This is a genomic window from Methylomonas sp. BG-2 (genome assembly GCF_057766305.1).
The window spans coordinates 1-14,539 of record NZ_JBYMAP010000107.1 but is presented as its reverse complement, the minus strand read 5'-3'; the positions used below and the strand labels follow the sequence as shown (position 1 = coordinate 14,539).

General features: G+C 57.4%; 16 protein-coding genes. 5 read left to right on the top strand and 11 right to left on the bottom strand.

Going from position 1 to position 14,539, the window contains the following annotated elements:
* Positions 1 to 351: 351 nt before the first annotated feature.
* From AC3B8H_RS11870 to AC3B8H_RS11850, 5 genes are read right to left on the bottom strand one after another with little or no spacing between them, the layout of a single operon-like run.
* On the bottom strand, positions 352 to 570 hold the full coding sequence (locus AC3B8H_RS11870; RefSeq protein ID WP_488441785.1) for a formate dehydrogenase subunit delta: 219 nt from the start codon (positions 568 to 570) through the stop codon (positions 352 to 354).
* A gap of 3 nt (positions 571 to 573) precedes the next feature.
* A complete protein-coding gene (gene fdhD / locus AC3B8H_RS11865) occupies positions 574 to 1,413 on the bottom strand; it encodes a formate dehydrogenase accessory sulfurtransferase FdhD (protein ID WP_488441784.1) in 840 nt (279 codons plus the stop codon).
* 12 nt (positions 1,414 to 1,425) lie between these two features.
* The gene (fdhF, locus tag AC3B8H_RS11860; protein ID WP_488441783.1) at positions 1,426 to 4,275 is read right to left on the bottom strand and encodes a formate dehydrogenase subunit alpha; all 2,850 of its coding nucleotides are present in this window, start codon (positions 4,273 to 4,275) and stop codon (positions 1,426 to 1,428) included.
* Positions 4,276 to 4,296: 21 nt separating this feature from the next.
* Positions 4,297 to 5,835, bottom strand: a complete 1,539-nt coding sequence (locus tag AC3B8H_RS11855; RefSeq protein ID WP_488441782.1) for a formate dehydrogenase beta subunit — start codon at positions 5,833 to 5,835, stop codon at positions 4,297 to 4,299.
* Complete coding sequence (locus AC3B8H_RS11850; RefSeq protein ID WP_488441781.1) at positions 5,835 to 6,311, bottom strand: formate dehydrogenase subunit gamma; 477 nt, start codon at positions 6,309 to 6,311, stop codon at positions 5,835 to 5,837. Before AC3B8H_RS11850 ends, AC3B8H_RS11855 begins: the two co-directional genes overlap by 1 nt.
* A gap of 240 nt (positions 6,312 to 6,551) precedes the next feature.
* Between AC3B8H_RS11850 and AC3B8H_RS11845 the strand changes: the two genes are divergently transcribed.
* Positions 6,552 to 6,737, top strand: a complete 186-nt coding sequence (locus tag AC3B8H_RS11845) for a (2Fe-2S)-binding protein (RefSeq protein WP_064029286.1) — start codon at positions 6,552 to 6,554, stop codon at positions 6,735 to 6,737.
* A gap of 78 nt (positions 6,738 to 6,815) precedes the next feature.
* On the opposite strand, the gene AC3B8H_RS11840 is transcribed toward AC3B8H_RS11845, so the two are convergent.
* The 5 genes from AC3B8H_RS11840 to AC3B8H_RS11820 are packed head-to-tail and all read right to left on the bottom strand — an operon-like array spanning position 6,816 to position 9,231.
* Positions 6,816 to 7,763, bottom strand: a complete 948-nt coding sequence (locus AC3B8H_RS11840) for a peptidylprolyl isomerase (protein WP_488441780.1) — start codon at positions 7,761 to 7,763, stop codon at positions 6,816 to 6,818.
* A gap of 1 nt (position 7,764) precedes the next feature.
* Entirely contained in the window at positions 7,765 to 8,040 is a 276-nt protein-coding gene (locus AC3B8H_RS11835; protein WP_488441779.1) for a BolA family protein, read from the bottom strand.
* A complete protein-coding gene (locus AC3B8H_RS11830) occupies positions 8,037 to 8,339 on the bottom strand; it encodes a YciI family protein (protein WP_488441778.1) in 303 nt (100 codons plus the stop codon). The genes AC3B8H_RS11835 and AC3B8H_RS11830 overlap by 4 nt, the downstream gene beginning before the upstream one ends.
* Positions 8,339 to 8,881, bottom strand: coding sequence for a septation protein A (locus AC3B8H_RS11825; RefSeq protein WP_488441777.1), 543 nt, complete (start codon positions 8,879 to 8,881; stop codon positions 8,339 to 8,341). The genes AC3B8H_RS11830 and AC3B8H_RS11825 overlap by 1 nt, the downstream gene beginning before the upstream one ends.
* Before the next feature lie 29 nt (positions 8,882 to 8,910).
* On the bottom strand, positions 8,911 to 9,231 hold the full coding sequence (locus tag AC3B8H_RS11820) for a hypothetical protein (protein WP_488441776.1): 321 nt from the start codon (positions 9,229 to 9,231) through the stop codon (positions 8,911 to 8,913).
* Positions 9,232 to 9,342: 111 nt separating this feature from the next.
* On the opposite strand from AC3B8H_RS11820, the gene AC3B8H_RS11815 reads away from it, so the two are divergent.
* From AC3B8H_RS11815 to AC3B8H_RS11800, 4 genes are all read left to right on the top strand, one after another.
* Positions 9,343 to 9,648: a DUF1244 domain-containing protein gene (locus AC3B8H_RS11815; protein ID WP_488441775.1), complete on the top strand. Its 306-nt coding sequence runs from the start codon at positions 9,343 to 9,345 to the stop codon at positions 9,646 to 9,648.
* Positions 9,645 to 10,376, top strand: a complete 732-nt coding sequence (locus tag AC3B8H_RS11810) for a class I SAM-dependent methyltransferase (RefSeq protein ID WP_488441774.1) — start codon at positions 9,645 to 9,647, stop codon at positions 10,374 to 10,376. Before AC3B8H_RS11815 ends, AC3B8H_RS11810 begins: the two co-directional genes overlap by 4 nt.
* Before the next feature lie 61 nt (positions 10,377 to 10,437).
* On the top strand, positions 10,438 to 12,177 hold the full coding sequence (locus tag AC3B8H_RS11805; RefSeq protein ID WP_488441773.1) for an SPOR domain-containing protein: 1,740 nt from the start codon (positions 10,438 to 10,440) through the stop codon (positions 12,175 to 12,177).
* A 5-nt stretch (positions 12,178 to 12,182) separates the two neighbouring features.
* Positions 12,183 to 13,094 carry a 5'-nucleotidase gene (locus AC3B8H_RS11800; RefSeq protein WP_488441772.1) on the top strand — a complete coding sequence of 304 codons (912 nt, stop codon included), beginning with the start codon at positions 12,183 to 12,185 and terminating at the stop codon, positions 13,092 to 13,094.
* Here AC3B8H_RS11800 and AC3B8H_RS11795 read toward each other — a convergent pair.
* The coding region (locus tag AC3B8H_RS11795; protein WP_488441771.1) for a hypothetical protein at positions 13,072 to 14,539 on the bottom strand (1,468 nt) is incomplete at its 5' end. The genes AC3B8H_RS11800 and AC3B8H_RS11795 overlap by 23 nt on opposite strands.

Genomic DNA, 14,539 nt, shown 5'->3' with positions numbered 1-14,539 from the left:
TCAGTGGTGCCGATCCCGTCAGCTTTCTGGTTATTTATGTCAACGATGGGATTTTACGGATTAAAGTATCACCACAAGAAACCTAAGCTTGCGTAAATCATCAGCGCGAACTTACTCGACCGCAGTCGGCAGGAGGTCGGCCGCCGCATTTCCATCTGCTTAAGGCAAGCTTCGAGTTCGCTCTGGCATTGATCGCGCGCAGGTTCTCCAGGCCGGGTGATTTTAACGTCGCAATGTGGGATAAGTCTTGTTTGAAATGCGTGGCTCGGTTCGGGAGCACGGCATTGACGCATCGCAAAAAAGCCCGATCCGTTAGCCGTGGATCGGGCGGGTTTCGGTACGACAGAGCGATCAGGGTTTTTGCGAGATGCGCTTGACCGCTTCGGCGACGATGTCCAGCAGCTCGTTGCCGCCGTGCTGCAAATATTCGACGATTTGCTTGCGCATTCTGGGTTCCCAGAAATTGCGGATGTGGGTTTCGACGCCGCTGACCGCGACATCGTGTTCCGGCTCGGATTTGAAAAACGCGCCGATGTTATTGGCCATTTTGACGAGGTTGCTGTTATCCATGATTTAAGCGGCAGACTCTTGATAGTGTTGTAAACGAAAGGGGTGGGTATAAATCGTGTGGTTTTCGTTGCGGGTGAAGCCGACCAGCGTCAAACCGCATTCGTCGGCTAGCCGTATCGCCAGCGCGGTGGGAGCCGAGATGGCTGCCAGTAGCGTGATGCCGACGCTGGCGGCTTTTTGGACCATTTCGTAGCTGGCGCGGCTGGTCACCAATAGCCAGCCGGCCGAGAAGTCGCAACCGGTTCTGGCGAGCGCGCCGATCAGTTTGTCCAAGGCGTTGTGGCGGCCGACGTCCTCCCGCACCATCGCGATGCCGCGTTCCGGCTCCAACCAGGCGGCGGCGTGCACGGCGCCGGTCAGTAAATTCAAGACTTGTTGTTGCTGCATCGATTCGAAGGCCCGGCTAAGCAACGCGGCGTCCAAAATTGAACCGTCGCCGACCCGGCGGGCAGGGCGAATGGCTTGTTCCAGCGTGGTCGCGCCGCACAGGCCGCAGCCGGTGCGGCCGGTCATGTTCTTGCCCTTGCCGTGCAGGTTATCGAAACGGGCTTCCGGGATTTGCATGCGAACTTCGACGCCTTTGGCGCGTTGCACGACCTTGACCGATAGCAGTTCGGCGGGGTGGCGGATGATGTCCTCGGTCAAGCTGAAGCCGAGGCCGAAGTCTTCCAGATTCAGCGGCGTGGTCAGCATCACGACGTGAGGAATCGTGTTGTAGACCAGCACCACCGGCACTTCCTCGGCCACATAGTCTTGTTTTCGGCTGTGTGTGGGGCCGCGCCAGCTATCGAACGTCCCGGTTCGATAGCTGGTCCAGCCCAGTTCCTCGGGGACCGGGTCCATGCTGCCTAAGCTTTAGCCCGCGCCGATGCGGTTGTCCAGCAACGATTGCTGGTCGTCCGAGAAGGCGCGGTATTCACGTTGCCAATCGGAGGGCTGCGCGACCTTCGCCACGTGTACCGCCGTCACTTTGTACTCGGGGCAGTTGGTCGCCCAGTCCGAGTTGTCGGTAGTGATGACGTTGGCACCGGAATGCGGGAAGTGGAAGGTGGTATACACCACGCCGGGTTGCATCCGGTCGGTAATCAGCGCCCGCAATACGGTTTCGCCGGTGCGGCTCTTAACCCCGACCCAGTCGCCGTCGGCCACGCCCAGGACTTCGGCGTCGTGCGGATGAATTTCCAGTTTGTCTTCGGCATGCCAGGCGACGTTGTCGGTGCGGCGGGTTTGGGCGCCGACGTTGTATTGCGACAGGATACGGCCGGTGGTCAAAATCAGCGGGTATTTGCTGCTGGTGCGTTCTGCGGTCGGGATGTATTCGGTCAACAAGAAACGGCCCTTGCCGCGCACGAAATGGTCGGCATGCATGATCGGCGTGCCGTCCGGCGATTCGTCGTTGCAAGGCCATTGGATGCTGCCCATCTCGTCGATTTTTTCGTAGCTGACGCCGGCGAATTGCGGAGTGAGGCTGGCGATTTCGGCCATGATTTCCGACGGATGACTGTAATTCATCGGATAGCCCAGTGCATTGGCCAGGTCTTGAGTGACTTCCCAATCTTCCTTGCCGCCCAGCGGTTTCATGACGCGGCGTACCGGCGAAATCCGGCGTTCGGCGTTGGTGAAGGTGCCGTTTTTCTCCAGGAACGAAGAACCGGGCAGGAATACGTGGGCGAACTTGGCGGTTTCGTTCAAGAAAATGTCTTGTACGACGATGCATTCCATTTCGCGTAACGCATGATGGACGTGGTTGATGTCCGGGTCGGATTGCGCGATGTCCTCGCCTTGTACGTAGAGGCCTTTAAAGCTGCCTTCGATCGCGGCGGCGAACATGTTGGGAATGCGCAGGCCGGGTTCGGACGCCAGCGATACGCCCCAGGCCGCTTCGAATTGCGCGCGGGTGGCGCTATCGGAGACGTGGCGGTAGCCGACGAATTCGTGCGGGAACGAGCCCATGTCGCAAGAGCCTTGCACGTTGTTTTGACCGCGCAACGGGTTGACGCCGACGCCTTCGCGGCCGATGTTGCCGGTGGCCATCGCCAGATTGGCGATGCCGATGACGGTTGTCGAACCTTGGCTATGCTCGGTGACGCCCAAGCCGTAGTAGATGGCGCCGTTGCCGCCGGTCGCATACAAACGAGCGGCGCCGCGCATCGCTTCTGCAGGTACGCCGGTTAGTTCGGCGACGGCTTCCGGCGAATTTTGCGGCAGGGCCACAAAGGTTTTCCATTTGTTGAACGATTCGACGTCGCAACGCTCCAGCGCGAATTGTTCGTCGACCAGACCTTCGGTAACGATGACGTGGGCCAGTGCGGTGACGACGGCGACATTGGTGCCGGGGCGCAGTTTCAAGTGGAAATCGGCTTTGACATGAGGGCTGTTGCGAACCAGATCGATGCCGCGCGGATCGACGACAATCAGTTTGGCGCCTTGGCGCAGCCGGCGTTTCATCAGTGATCCGAACACCGGGTGGCCGTCGGTCGGGTTGGCGCCGATCACCAAAATGACGTCGGATTGCATCACCGAGTCGAAGGTTTGGGTTCCGGACGATTCGCCGAACGTGGTTTTCAGGCCATAGCCGGTCGGCGAATGGCAGACTCGGGCGCAGGTGTCGACGTTGTTGTTGCCGAAGCCGGCGCGGATCAGCTTTTGCACCAGATAGGTTTCTTCGTTGGTGCAACGAGACGAAGTGATGCCGCCGATGGAGTCTTTACCGTATTGGGCTTGCAACTGTTTGAAGCGGTCGGCCGCGAATTGAATGGCTTCTTCCCAGCTGACGACGCGCCACGGGTCGCTGATTTTGTCGCGCACCATCGGCGTGGTAATCCGGTCTTTATGGGTGGCGTAACCGAAGGCGAAACGGCCCTTGACGCAGGAATGGCCGTGGTTGGCCTGACCGTTTTTGTCCGGAACCATTCGAACCAGTTGCTCGCCTTTCATTTCAGCTTTGAACGAACAGCCGACGCCGCAATAGGCGCAGGTGGTGATGGCGCTGTGCTCGGGCTGGCCGTGATCGACCACCGCTTTTTCCATCAAGGTTGCGGTCGGGCAGGCTTGCACGCAGGCGCCGCAAGACACGCACTCGGATTCCATGAATGGCTGGTTTTGGCCCGGCGAGACGTGGGACTCGAAGCCGCGGCCGTCTATCGTCAGCGCGAAAGTGCCTTGCACTTCCTCGCAGGCTCTGACGCAACGCGAGCAGACGATGCATTTGGATGGGTCGAACGAGAAATAGGGGTTGCTGTTGTCTTTTTCGGCCTTCAGGTGATTCTCGCCTTCGAAACCGTAACGGACCTCGCGCAAGCCGACTTCGCCTACCGTGTCTTGTAACTCGCAATTGCCGTTGGCGGAACAGGTCAAACAGTCCAGCGGATGGTCGGATATATAGAGTTCGGCGATGCCCTTGCGCAGTTTGGCGAGTTTTTCGTTTTGAGTAACGACTTTCATGCCTTCGCCGACCGGCGTCGTGCAGGATGCCGGGTAACCGCGCGCGCCTTCGATTTGTACCAGACACATCCGGCAGGAGCCGAAGGGGTCGAGGTGGTCGGTGGCGCACAGCTTGGGTATGCTGATGCCGGCCTCGGCGGCGGCGCGCATGACCGAGGTGCCGGCCTTGACGGTCACCTTATGGCCGTCGATTTCCAGATTGACGGTTTGTTGGGACGCGCTGGCCGGCGTTCCGTAATCGATTTCGTTGTTGAGTGACATAAGCTACCTCCGGGGGATCGATTAGGCTTTGGTGGCTTGGAGGCCAAAGTCTTCAGGGAAATGATTCAGCGCGCTCAACACCGGGTAGGGTGTCATGCCGCCCATGGCGCACAAGGAACCGCACGTCATCGTGTCGCACAAATCGCGCAGCAGTTCGGTGTTCTTGGCTTTGTCGACGTTATCAAGGATGCGGTCGATGACTTCGACGCCGCGAGTTGAGCCGATTCGGCACGGCGTACATTTGCCGCAGGATTCTTCGACGCAAAACTCCATCGCATAGCGGGCCATGTCGGCCAGACTGGTGGTGTCGTCGTGAACGACGATGCCGCCGTGGCCCAGCACCGCACCGATCGCGGCGAAGGCTTCGTAGTCGAGCGGGGTGTCGAACTGGCTTTCCGGCATATAGGCACCCAACGGACCGCCGACTTGTACTGCCCGAATCGGCCGGCCACTGGCGGAACCACCGCCGTAGTCGTATAGCAGTTCTCGTAAAGTAACGCCGAATGCGGCTTCGAACAGGCCGCCGTGCTTGATGTTGCCGGCCAATTGAATCGGCAAGGTGCCGCGCGAACGGCCCATGCCGTAATTTTTGTAGTATTCGCCGCCCTTATCCAGAATGACCGGAATCGAGGCCAGCGAAATCACGTTGTTGACGATGGTGGGTTTTCCGAACAAACCGACGATGGCCGGCAGCGGCGGCTTGAAGCGGACCAGACCGCGTTTGCCTTCCAGACTTTCCAGCAGTGAGGTCTCTTCGCCGCAGACGTAAGCGCCGGCGCCACTGCGCACTTCCACGTGGAAGGTCTTGCCGCTGCCTTGAATGTTTTCGCCGAGATAACCGTTTTCATAGGCGGATGCTATGGCTTGGTTCAGGGCGATTTTGGCGTGAGGATATTCGATGCGCAGATAGATGTAACCCTGGGTGGCGCCAACCGCCAAGCCGGCAATCGTCATGCCCTCGATCAACACGAAGGGATCGCCTTCCATGATCATCCGGTCGGAGAAGGTACCGGAGTCGCCTTCGTCGGCGTTGCAGACGATGTATTTTTGCTCTGCCGGCGCGTTTAACACGGTATTCCACTTAATGCCGGTCGGGAATGCGGCGCCGCCGCGGCCGCGCAAGCCGGAATCGGTGACTTGTTTAACGATGTCGGCGGGCTGCAGATTCAATGCATTTTTCAGTCCGCGATAGCCGTCATGGGCGAGATAGTCGCTAAGACTGACCGGATCGGTCAAGCCGACGCGAGCAAAGGTCAGGCGGCTTTGGTTTTTAAAATAGGGGAGGGCTTCTATATTGCCCAGATATAAGGGGTGTGGTTTGCCTTCCAACAGGCCGGATTCCAGCAGGGAGGCGACGTCTTCCGGTTGTACCGGGCCATAGGCGACTCGGCCCGCGTCGGTTTCGACCTCAATGAGTGGTTCCAACCAGAACAAGCCGCGCGAACCGTTGCGGATGATTTCAATGTTTTGGCCGGCGGTATGTTGTTGCAGGGTCTGAGCGACAAGTTCAGCGCCCAATGACAACGCTGTGGAGTCGCGGGAGATAAACAGGCGGGTCATTATTCGGTACCTTTAAAAGTGGCTAACAACTGATCGAATCTTTCCGGCGACACTCGGCCGAACACTTCGTTATCTATTGTGATAGCGGGGGAGCATGCGCAATTCCCCAGACAGTAAACCGGTTCTAGTGAAAACATTCCGTCGGCGGACGTCTCGTGAAAATCGATGCTCAGCGTCTGTTTTGCGTGGGCTTCCAGGGACTTGCTGTTCATGGACTGGCAGGACTCGGCGCGGCAGATGCGTATCGTATGCTTGCCAGGCGGGGTAACCCGGAAATAATGGTAAAAACTAACGACCCCGTGAACTTCCGCCTTGGAGAGATTCAGCGCTTTGGCGATATCCGGCACTGCGTCGGGCGGAATGTAACCCAAGGTGTCTTGAATACCATGCAGTATCGGCAACAGATTCCCCGGCATCTCTCGATGAGCGTCCAGTATCTTCAACACTGTGGGTTGTTGGGTTTGATAGTCTTGCATCACTGGCCCTGTAGTTAATGACAAAATAATGAGCTGGCTATTTAAACATGAACGAAGCGAATTTTGCAATTCGTTGTCATGCCTCAAGGCCGCGAATTTCCTCAACTTGGTGCGGCAATAGTCTGTTCGACCCGGTTCGTATTTTTTAGTTCTGATCGATTCAAAATCGGATTTTAGCGCTTTACTTCCAAATGATAATTGTTATCATTACATACAGATTGTATTTGCCGAGAGGATTCCATGTACATTTGTGTTTGTAAAGCAGTCACGGATAGGCAGGTAGAGCAAGCTTTGAACGAAGGTGTATGCAGCCGCAAGCAGATTATGCAATGCACCGGCGCGGGTGGGGTTTGCGGTAAATGTACCGCCAGTATCAAAGCCTTGATCGACGAAAATTTGCGCAATCAACCGGCGCAAGCGGCTTAGGTTTTAGAGTAAAGTAGCGGGCCGGTTAACGCTGGCGGAGTGAAGGCACAGGGCTGAGTAGCCCTGTGCGATAGTGGATTATTTTGTAGCGGGGGCTGCTTCCGCGGGTTGAGCTTCCGCCGGTTTGTCGGCGGTTGGCGCCGGTGCGGTGTCGGCGGGTGCCGCCGATTGAGGCGTTTCCGTTGGTTTTGCCGGTTCCGGCGGTAACATGATTTCGACTTTCGCGCTCTTACGCATGTTTTCGATCATGGCTTGCGCTTTTTGGCGTTGCAACATCGGCCGCAATTGCTCCTTGACGGCGTCGAACGGCGGCGGGGTGACTGCCCTGGAGTCTTCGCGGAATATCACGTGCCAGCCGAATTGGGTTTGGACCGGTTGTTTGGTGTACTTGCCGTTTTCCAGAGCCACCACGGCTTCGGAGAATGGCGGCACCATGCGGTCGGCGGTAAACCAACCTAAATCGCCCCCTTCGGAGCCCATTGGGTCGATTGAGTTTTTCTTGGCTAGCTCGGCAAAGTTTCCACCCTTTTCCAATTCGGCGATCAGTTTTTTCGCCTCGTCTTCGGTTTTGACCAATATGTGGCTGGCTTTGTACTCGTTGCCGGCATTCGCCATTTTAGAATCGTATTCGGCCTTGATTTCTTCGTCCGAGACCGGGTTGGATTTCAAATAATCCTGTAAAGCCGCTTGCGAAAGCAGGGAGTTGCGGATCGTGGCCAGGCGCTCCATCACTTCCGGGCTTTTATCCAGTTGCTTTTGCACCGCCAATTGGATCAGCAATTCGCGTTGAATCAACTCTTCCAGCAATTGCTCTTTTGGGAAGGATTGGCCTTGGCTGCGCTCGGAGATTTCCTTTTCCAGTGTCTCCAAGGTTTTTTTGCCGATATAGGTGCCGTTGACCGATGCAACCGCGTCTTCTTTGCTGACGGTCGGCGCCGCCGGAGCGGCTTCCTGAGCCTTCTCTTGGGTGCAACCGTGGAGCAGGGCGGTACCGGCCAGGATCAGCGGGATGAGTTTTAATTTCATATCAAGTATTTCCTTTGCTGTTTTCGGTAGGGGTTAAGGCATTGATGCCGAGGGCGTGAATTTCGTCTTTCATCATGTCGCCCAGCGCTTGATAAACCAGCTGATGACGCTGGACCAACGATTTGCCGTCGAACGCGGCGCTGACCAACGTCACGTAAAAATGCCCGCCGCCCTGGTTGCCGGCGTGTCCGGCGTGGGCGGCGCTTTGATCGATGATTTCGATTAAATCGGGCTGAAAGGCGGCTTCGAGTTTTTGGCGAATGTTGTCGGTAGTCATTGGGGAAATACTTGTTTGAAAGGTTTGACGATAACGCTGGCGTAAACGCCGGCGGAAAAATACGGATCGGCGTCGGCCCAGGTTTGGGCGCTGCCGAGATCGGCGAATTCCGCGACAATCAGGCTGCCGCTGAAATCGGCGTCTCCCGGATTGTCGCTGTCGATGGCCGGATTCGGGCCGGCCAAGACCAAGCGTCCCTCATTCTGCAAGTGTTGCAGTCTCTCCAAGTGGGCCGGTCTGGCGGCCAAGCGCTGGGCCAAGCTGCCGGGCCGGTCTTCGGCGATGATCGCGTAAAGCATTATTTTTTGGTCTCCGGGGCCGGCACGTGCTTATATAAAAACGCCATTTGCACGACGATGAAAACCACCATCAGGCCGGGCACGCCGAAGGTTTTGAAGCTGACCCAGTCGTCGGTACTGTAATGCGCCATCACGTAGAGATTCAAAAAGCCGACACCGATAAAAAACAAGGACCAGCTCAGATTCAACCGTTTCCAGATACGCGCCGGCAACTCGAGGTTGGCGCCCATCATGCGCTCGATAAAGGTTTTGTTGCCGATAAATTGGCTGGCCAAAAACGCGCCGCCGAATAGCCATTCGATAATCGTCAATTTCCATTTGATGAATTGTTCGTCTTGCAGATACAAGGTAGCGCCGCCCATCACCAGGATCAATCCCAACGTGATCCAGTGCATGGTTTCCACTTTCCGGTAGAGTAGCCAGTAGGCCGCGACTTGCACGATGGTCGCGCCAATCACTACCGCCGTGGCCACGTAAATGTCGTAAAGCTTGTAAGCCACAAAGAATAAGACGATAGGAAAGAACTCTAAAACGGGCTTCATACGTTAGTCGGTGGTGATTAAAGAAACGGTTAGGCGTAAAAATCGATCCCGGTTACCAGTTCGGCGACGCGTTGGCGGTTCGATTGGTTAATGGTCTGGCTATAGGCATTCAAGGCTTTTCGGGCTCTAGGGTCGGCAATCAAGCCTTGTTCATCGGTCTTGATAAGCGGATTGCTGGTCAAAATCGAATCGATCGCTGTCGGCTCCGAAGGCCGCGCCGCAACGGCGGGCGGCTTAGCCGTGCCGCTTTCCAATGCTGTCCGCGCTGGATTTTGCTCCGCATCGCTCGGCCGCGGCTTGTGGTAGCCGGCCGGATAAAATGCCAAGGATGAACTGTGTATCGTGTTCACGGAGCGATGCAGGGGGCAAATCGACGGAAGCGCATTGTAGATTCTTTGATTCCAAATGTACATGAGGTGGCCGGTATTGCTGGTAAAATGCGGCTTTTATGGGAGGAATTCATGGCAAACGACATTAACACGGAGCTCGAGGCCGCCGCGTTCAGGCAATTGCTCAAGCATCTGCAAACCCATACCGAAGTTCAAAATATTGAACTGATGCTACTGGCCGATTTTTGCCGCAATTGTCTCGCCAAATGGTATGCCGCTGCCGCCGCCGAGCGGGGGGCGGATGTGGATTACGAGCAGGCTCGGGAAATCGTGTACGGCATGCCCTACAACGAATGGAAGGAGAAATTTCAGATCGAGGCCACCCCCGAGCAGTTGGCGGCGTATGACGCCAAATTGAAATTAAAGGTGGCGCCATGACGGCCGATACGCCGTTTGATGCGATGTTTTCCGGCGTAATTGGCCGCGAATATCAAATGTTGAAGTTGATTTGCCCGTTCGCGGCCGAAATGAGCCGTTTGGTCGGGGTCGAAGTCGGCGCGTATTGCCGGACGCGGGATGCGCTGGCGCGGGTCGTCGAGCTGGGCGGCGGTACCGGTATCACCACCTTGTCGATCTTGACGTCCGCCGACAATTTGACGGTATTCAGCGTGGATAACGAGCCGACGATGCAAGCGCAAGCCCGCGAAAGCTTGAGTCACTGGGCCGATCTGGGCCGCCTGGAATTTAGCGGCGCCGATGCCTTGACCGCGTTGCGCGGCTTGGCGACGGCCAGCGTCGATGTCGTGGCGTCGGCATACACCTTGCATAATTTTCAGTGCGAATATCGCCGCGATGTGTTGGCGGAAATTTATCGGGTGTTGAAAAAAGACGGCCGGTTTGTGTGTGGCGATCGCTATGCCTTGGACGACATTCCAGCCCATACCCGCAATACCCAGCGCGAGGTGGCCAGTTATTTCGAGACCCTGACCGGCATCAACCGTCTGGACTTATTGGAGCACTGGATCATTCACCTGTTTAGCGATGAATCCGAGGATCACATCATGCGCGAAGGCGTGGCGTTGCGTCAGATGGCCGATATCGGATTTCGCGAACTGGCGTTGAGGCATCGCCAGGATGTCAACGCGCTGGTCACCGCCGTCAAATGACTCGGCGTTACCGGTCGCCGCGGCGCGAGCGTTGAACCTCTGAAAACGGAGAAAAACCGAAATGGCCGAGCCGACGACTAAAAAACCCAAGAAAACCCTGGATGCGTTCGCCGACGATTTGGATGCGATGCTGAATATCGGCGAAGCCGCGTCCGAGCAGGTCGGTCTGATCGACGACGACGAAGCGATCGATCGCTTGTTAGTTGACCACGAAGTGGTGGCCGGCTCGGTCGCGGTGGAACGCGATGAATTCGCCGACATCGACGCCTTGCTGGCGGACGAGCCAGCAAGGCCGGACCTGGAACTTGCCGCCGACACACTGGGTGACGAGTTTGGCGAGGCCATCGACATCAATCCCAAACACGAGCAAATGCTGGACGACGAATTCGCGGATTTGGTCGATATCGCCGCCGAAGCCAAGTTGGAAGAGTTGGAGCTGGAGGTCGAGCCGTTTCCGGACCCGGACGCCGCCGACCGGGCTATCGAGGCCATCGACGACGAATCCGAAGCCGTTGAGATTCCTGAATTAGTGGTCAGTGACGCAAGGGACGAATTGGAAGCCATGCGAGAAATCGACGAATTTTCAGACGCTGGGGCACCGGGTGGCAACGCCGAATTTCTGACGGCCGATTTCGACATCTCGGCGGACGACGAGTACGTCAAACCCATGCCAGCCGAACCGCAAATCCCCGCGGCCGCAATCGACGAATTTGGCGACGACGACATTGCCGATCTGGCGGAGGGGTTTGAGCTTGGCGCGGCGAGTGCCGGGGTCGAAACTTCACTGGCCGAGCCGTTGGCCGATGACGATGAATTCGAAATGGAGAGTGCCGGGCGGGCGCCGCCGGCCGATTCGATACCCGAGCCACCGGCGCCTGAGCCGATCTCGGTGGCTGCCTCGGCGCCGGTAGCGCGGATGGTGGACCACTCCGCCGAAATCGCGGCGTTGACTCACCAAATCGACGAATTAAAACGCCACCAGCGCCAGATGAAGGCGGACATTCTGGAAAAGGCCGAAAAAGGCCAATTGGCGACGTGTCTGGAAACCGTTGACGGTTTACAGACCGAACAGAAGAAAACCAAGCGCGGCTTGGACGCGATGTCCAATAAAAAACCGGTCGCGGCTTACGTTGCCAACGGCGTGGCGGCGGTGGCATTGCTGCTGGGTACCGGCTTGGGCATACAGGGGATGATCGCCAAATCGCAAGTCGGCGAGTTGGTGACGATTATCGGCGAATTGCAGGAGCAAGCCGCCAATGCCCCGGCGGCCAATGCCGCCGAACAGGAAATGTTTCGCAAGCAATTAGACGAATTGTCGGTTGGTAATGGCGTGTTGACCGCGCAAATTACCGAGCTGAAAAAATCGTTGGCGGGTGGCGGCGGACCGTCGGCTGGTGGCGATGTCGGCAAACAATTGGCCGAACTCGGAAACCGCGACATGCAAATCGGCGCCGCGATCGAGGCGTTACAGGCAAAAGTCGGCGCGCTGGAAAAAGCTCGACCGCTCGCCGCCGCGACTCCGGCGGTCAAGCCCGAGAAGAAGAAACCGGAGCCCGTGCCGGAAAATTGGGCGGTCAGTCTCACCGCATTCAAGCAGGATTGGTATGCCAAGCGCAAGGCCGAGGAATTTGCCGGCAAGGGCGTTCCGGCCAAGGTCGCGAAAAGCGAAGCCAAGGGCGAAACCTGGTACCGCTTAAGCGTGGACGGCTTCCCCAGCCAATACGACGCGGCCGCCTATGCCGCCAAGGTCAAGAAAACCTTGAACCTGGACTCGGTTAACGTGTTCAGAGTCAAGGATTGACCGCGATGGCTGCAGACAAGCCCGGTCAAAAATTGGTCGTCGCGGTATCGTCGCGAGCTTTGTTCGACCTCGACGAGTCGCACCGGATTTTCGAGACCGAAGGCAAGGAGGCTTTTTGCCGTTATCAGATCGAACACGAGAACGAAATTCTCCAGCCGGGATTCGGGTTCGCGCTGGTCAAGAAGTTTCTCGATCTGAATCTGGCCTTCCCGGACGAGCCCATGGTGGAAATCATCTTGCTGTCGCAAAACAGCGCGGATACCGGATTGCGGATTTTTAACAGCATCGCCCACCATCAACTCAACATCACCCGTGCCGCGTTCACCAGCGGGGTTTCGCCTTATGCCTATATTCCGGCATTCGGTGCCCATCTGTTCTTGTCCGCGAATGGCGACGACGTGCGCAAAGCGCTGGATGCCGGTTGTCCGGCGGCGACCATTGTGTCCGGCGCGGCCAGCAATCCGACCTCGCAATTGCGGATTGCGTTCGACGGCGATGCGGTCCTATTTTCCGACGATTCGGAACGCATTTACCAGCAACACGGCTTGGCGGCGTTCGCGGCCAATGAACGTAACGAAGCCCATACGCCACTGCCGGGCGGGCCGCTCAAAGCGTTTTTAAGCGCACTGCATCGGATACAGGCCCATTTCGGTCCGGAAACCGCGCCGATTCGCACCGCGTTGGTCACCGCGCGCGCCGCCCCGGCCCACGAACGGGTGGTGCGAACCCTACGCGCTTGGGAGATTAGAATTGACGAGGCCTTGTTCCTGGGCGGCATGCCCAAGGGCGCATTTTTGAAAGCCTTTGGCGCCGATATTTTCTTCGACGACCAAAAAGGCCATTGCGATTCCGCGGTGCGGCATCAAGTGGCCGCCGCCCACGTCCCCAACGGCATTACGAACCGACCCGAATCTTGAAACGGTTAAACCAAGGACTGTGTTCGACGCAGGCAAGCAGCGTCACGGATTTGAAATGGACCAGCCCGATGTCGGTTTGAGTGCCGTATTTGCCGGCGGGCAGGATGATTTCCGGAGCCGCTTCGTCGGCGTCAATCAATAAAGCGCACTGCTGTCTGCCGAGCGGGTTGTCGATTGCATAAGGTTCGATTTTTCCGGGTATCGGTTCCAACAGCAACAAGCTGGCATCGTCGAACAGCGTTTGCTGGCGGATGATCACCAATTTGGCGGCGAGTTGCTCGCGATACAGCAACGCGATATCGCCGTTGCCAAAGTTGCCGGTTGTGCTTTCAGCAACCAGGAATTGCTTGCTGGTCGAACGCAGCAGGCGGACTTCGAAGCTGTCCAAATGGCCGGCGCCGTTCGACTTCGCCGATTGGTTGAAAAAGCTCTTTTCGTGTTCCAACGGCATCAGCGTCATATTATGCAACGCCGCACGGCTGCCGTGGTTTTGCTCACTCAAGCGCATGATTTTGGAGAGCCTGTCTTCGCTTTGCAGATAGCCGCTAACCGCGGCGAAACCGGTCAACAGCCGGGCGGGCTGCGCGGGGCCGATGGTGAGCGACGAAAAGATCTGGTCGTAGCCCAATAAATGCTGAGCCAGGCGATTGCGGGTGGCGACGGCCATCTCGACGCTGATTTCGCCCTGTTGCAACGCCCGCCCCAAGCGTTGGGTGGAAATCGCCAGCGAGTCCTTGGGTAGCGGCCATTTCGGGTGCTTGCGCGGTTTGGGTTCGCTATCGGTCAGTTCCCAATAAAAATCGAAATCGCCGACATCCTGGCGGCGCAGATCCAGCAGATGCTGAGTTTGTCCGGCAAATTGGAACAGCTGGTCGATTTCGGTTGCGGAGTAGCGGTTCGGCGCGCAAAGCGTGAATAGCAGATTGCGCTTGAATACGGCGTCCAGCGTGCTGGCGTTCTTGAAATCGGCGACTTTGACCGAAACCGACTGATTCAGCCAGTGTTGTTTTTCGGCGAGCAGGTACAATTGCGCGGATTTTTTCCATAGGCTTGCCGAGGGCGCTTCGTAAAAGCGGGCGCCGGTTCGCAGGCAAAAACCGGCTAATTGCAGCGCATAAAATGTCGCCAACCGGCCGTGTTCCGCATCGCCGCTTAAACCGGAGGCGAGGCGGGCAAAAGCCAGGCCGGCGTGGCGCAACAGTTGTATCGCCAATTTGGCGGCCTTGCAGGATTTGGCGTTCGTCGGCCATTCGCCACGGGCGAAAGTCGCCAAACCATGCGCCAGGTGTAGCGTGGGCGGCGTCATATTGAGCAGGATGACCAACGGGTTGTCGCCGGTCGGCGCCGAAGTGCTCAAGGTCTTCCAGGCTTGGTTGAGGCGATTCGCGGCATTGGCGGGCGGCAGCGAACCGAGCGATTGCAACCAAGCGGTTGCCGATTCGGAT

Excerpts from the sequence above, each read along its gene's own strand:
- AC3B8H_RS11815 (WP_488441775.1), top strand. The coding sequence starts at position 9,343 with ATGGCAAACGACATTAACACGGAGCTCGAGGCCGCCGCGTTCAGGCAA.
- AC3B8H_RS11840 (WP_488441780.1), bottom strand. The coding sequence starts at position 7,763 with ATGAAATTAAAACTCATCCCGCTGATCCTGGCCGGTACCGCCCTGCTC.
- AC3B8H_RS11835 (WP_488441779.1), bottom strand. The coding sequence starts at position 8,040 with ATGACTACCGACAACATTCGCCAAAAACTCGAAGCCGCCTTTCAGCCC.
- AC3B8H_RS11855 (WP_488441782.1), bottom strand. The coding sequence starts at position 5,835 with ATGACCCGCCTGTTTATCTCCCGCGACTCCACAGCGTTGTCATTGGGC.
- AC3B8H_RS11810 (WP_488441774.1), top strand. The coding sequence starts at position 9,645 with ATGACGGCCGATACGCCGTTTGATGCGATGTTTTCCGGCGTAATTGGC.
- AC3B8H_RS11850 (WP_488441781.1), bottom strand. The coding sequence starts at position 6,311 with ATGCAAGACTATCAAACCCAACAACCCACAGTGTTGAAGATACTGGAC.
- AC3B8H_RS11805 (WP_488441773.1), top strand. The coding sequence starts at position 10,438 with ATGGCCGAGCCGACGACTAAAAAACCCAAGAAAACCCTGGATGCGTTC.
- AC3B8H_RS11870 (WP_488441785.1), bottom strand. The coding sequence starts at position 570 with ATGGATAACAGCAACCTCGTCAAAATGGCCAATAACATCGGCGCGTTT.
- AC3B8H_RS11845 (WP_064029286.1), top strand. The coding sequence starts at position 6,552 with ATGTACATTTGTGTTTGTAAAGCAGTCACGGATAGGCAGGTAGAGCAA.
- AC3B8H_RS11825 (WP_488441777.1), bottom strand. The coding sequence starts at position 8,881 with ATGAAGCCCGTTTTAGAGTTCTTTCCTATCGTCTTATTCTTTGTGGCT.
- fdhD (WP_488441784.1), bottom strand. The coding sequence starts at position 1,413 with ATGGACCCGGTCCCCGAGGAACTGGGCTGGACCAGCTATCGAACCGGG.
- fdhF (WP_488441783.1), bottom strand. The coding sequence starts at position 4,275 with ATGTCACTCAACAACGAAATCGATTACGGAACGCCGGCCAGCGCGTCC.
- AC3B8H_RS11800 (WP_488441772.1), top strand. The coding sequence starts at position 12,183 with ATGGCTGCAGACAAGCCCGGTCAAAAATTGGTCGTCGCGGTATCGTCG.
- AC3B8H_RS11830 (WP_488441778.1), bottom strand. The coding sequence starts at position 8,339 with ATGCTTTACGCGATCATCGCCGAAGACCGGCCCGGCAGCTTGGCCCAG.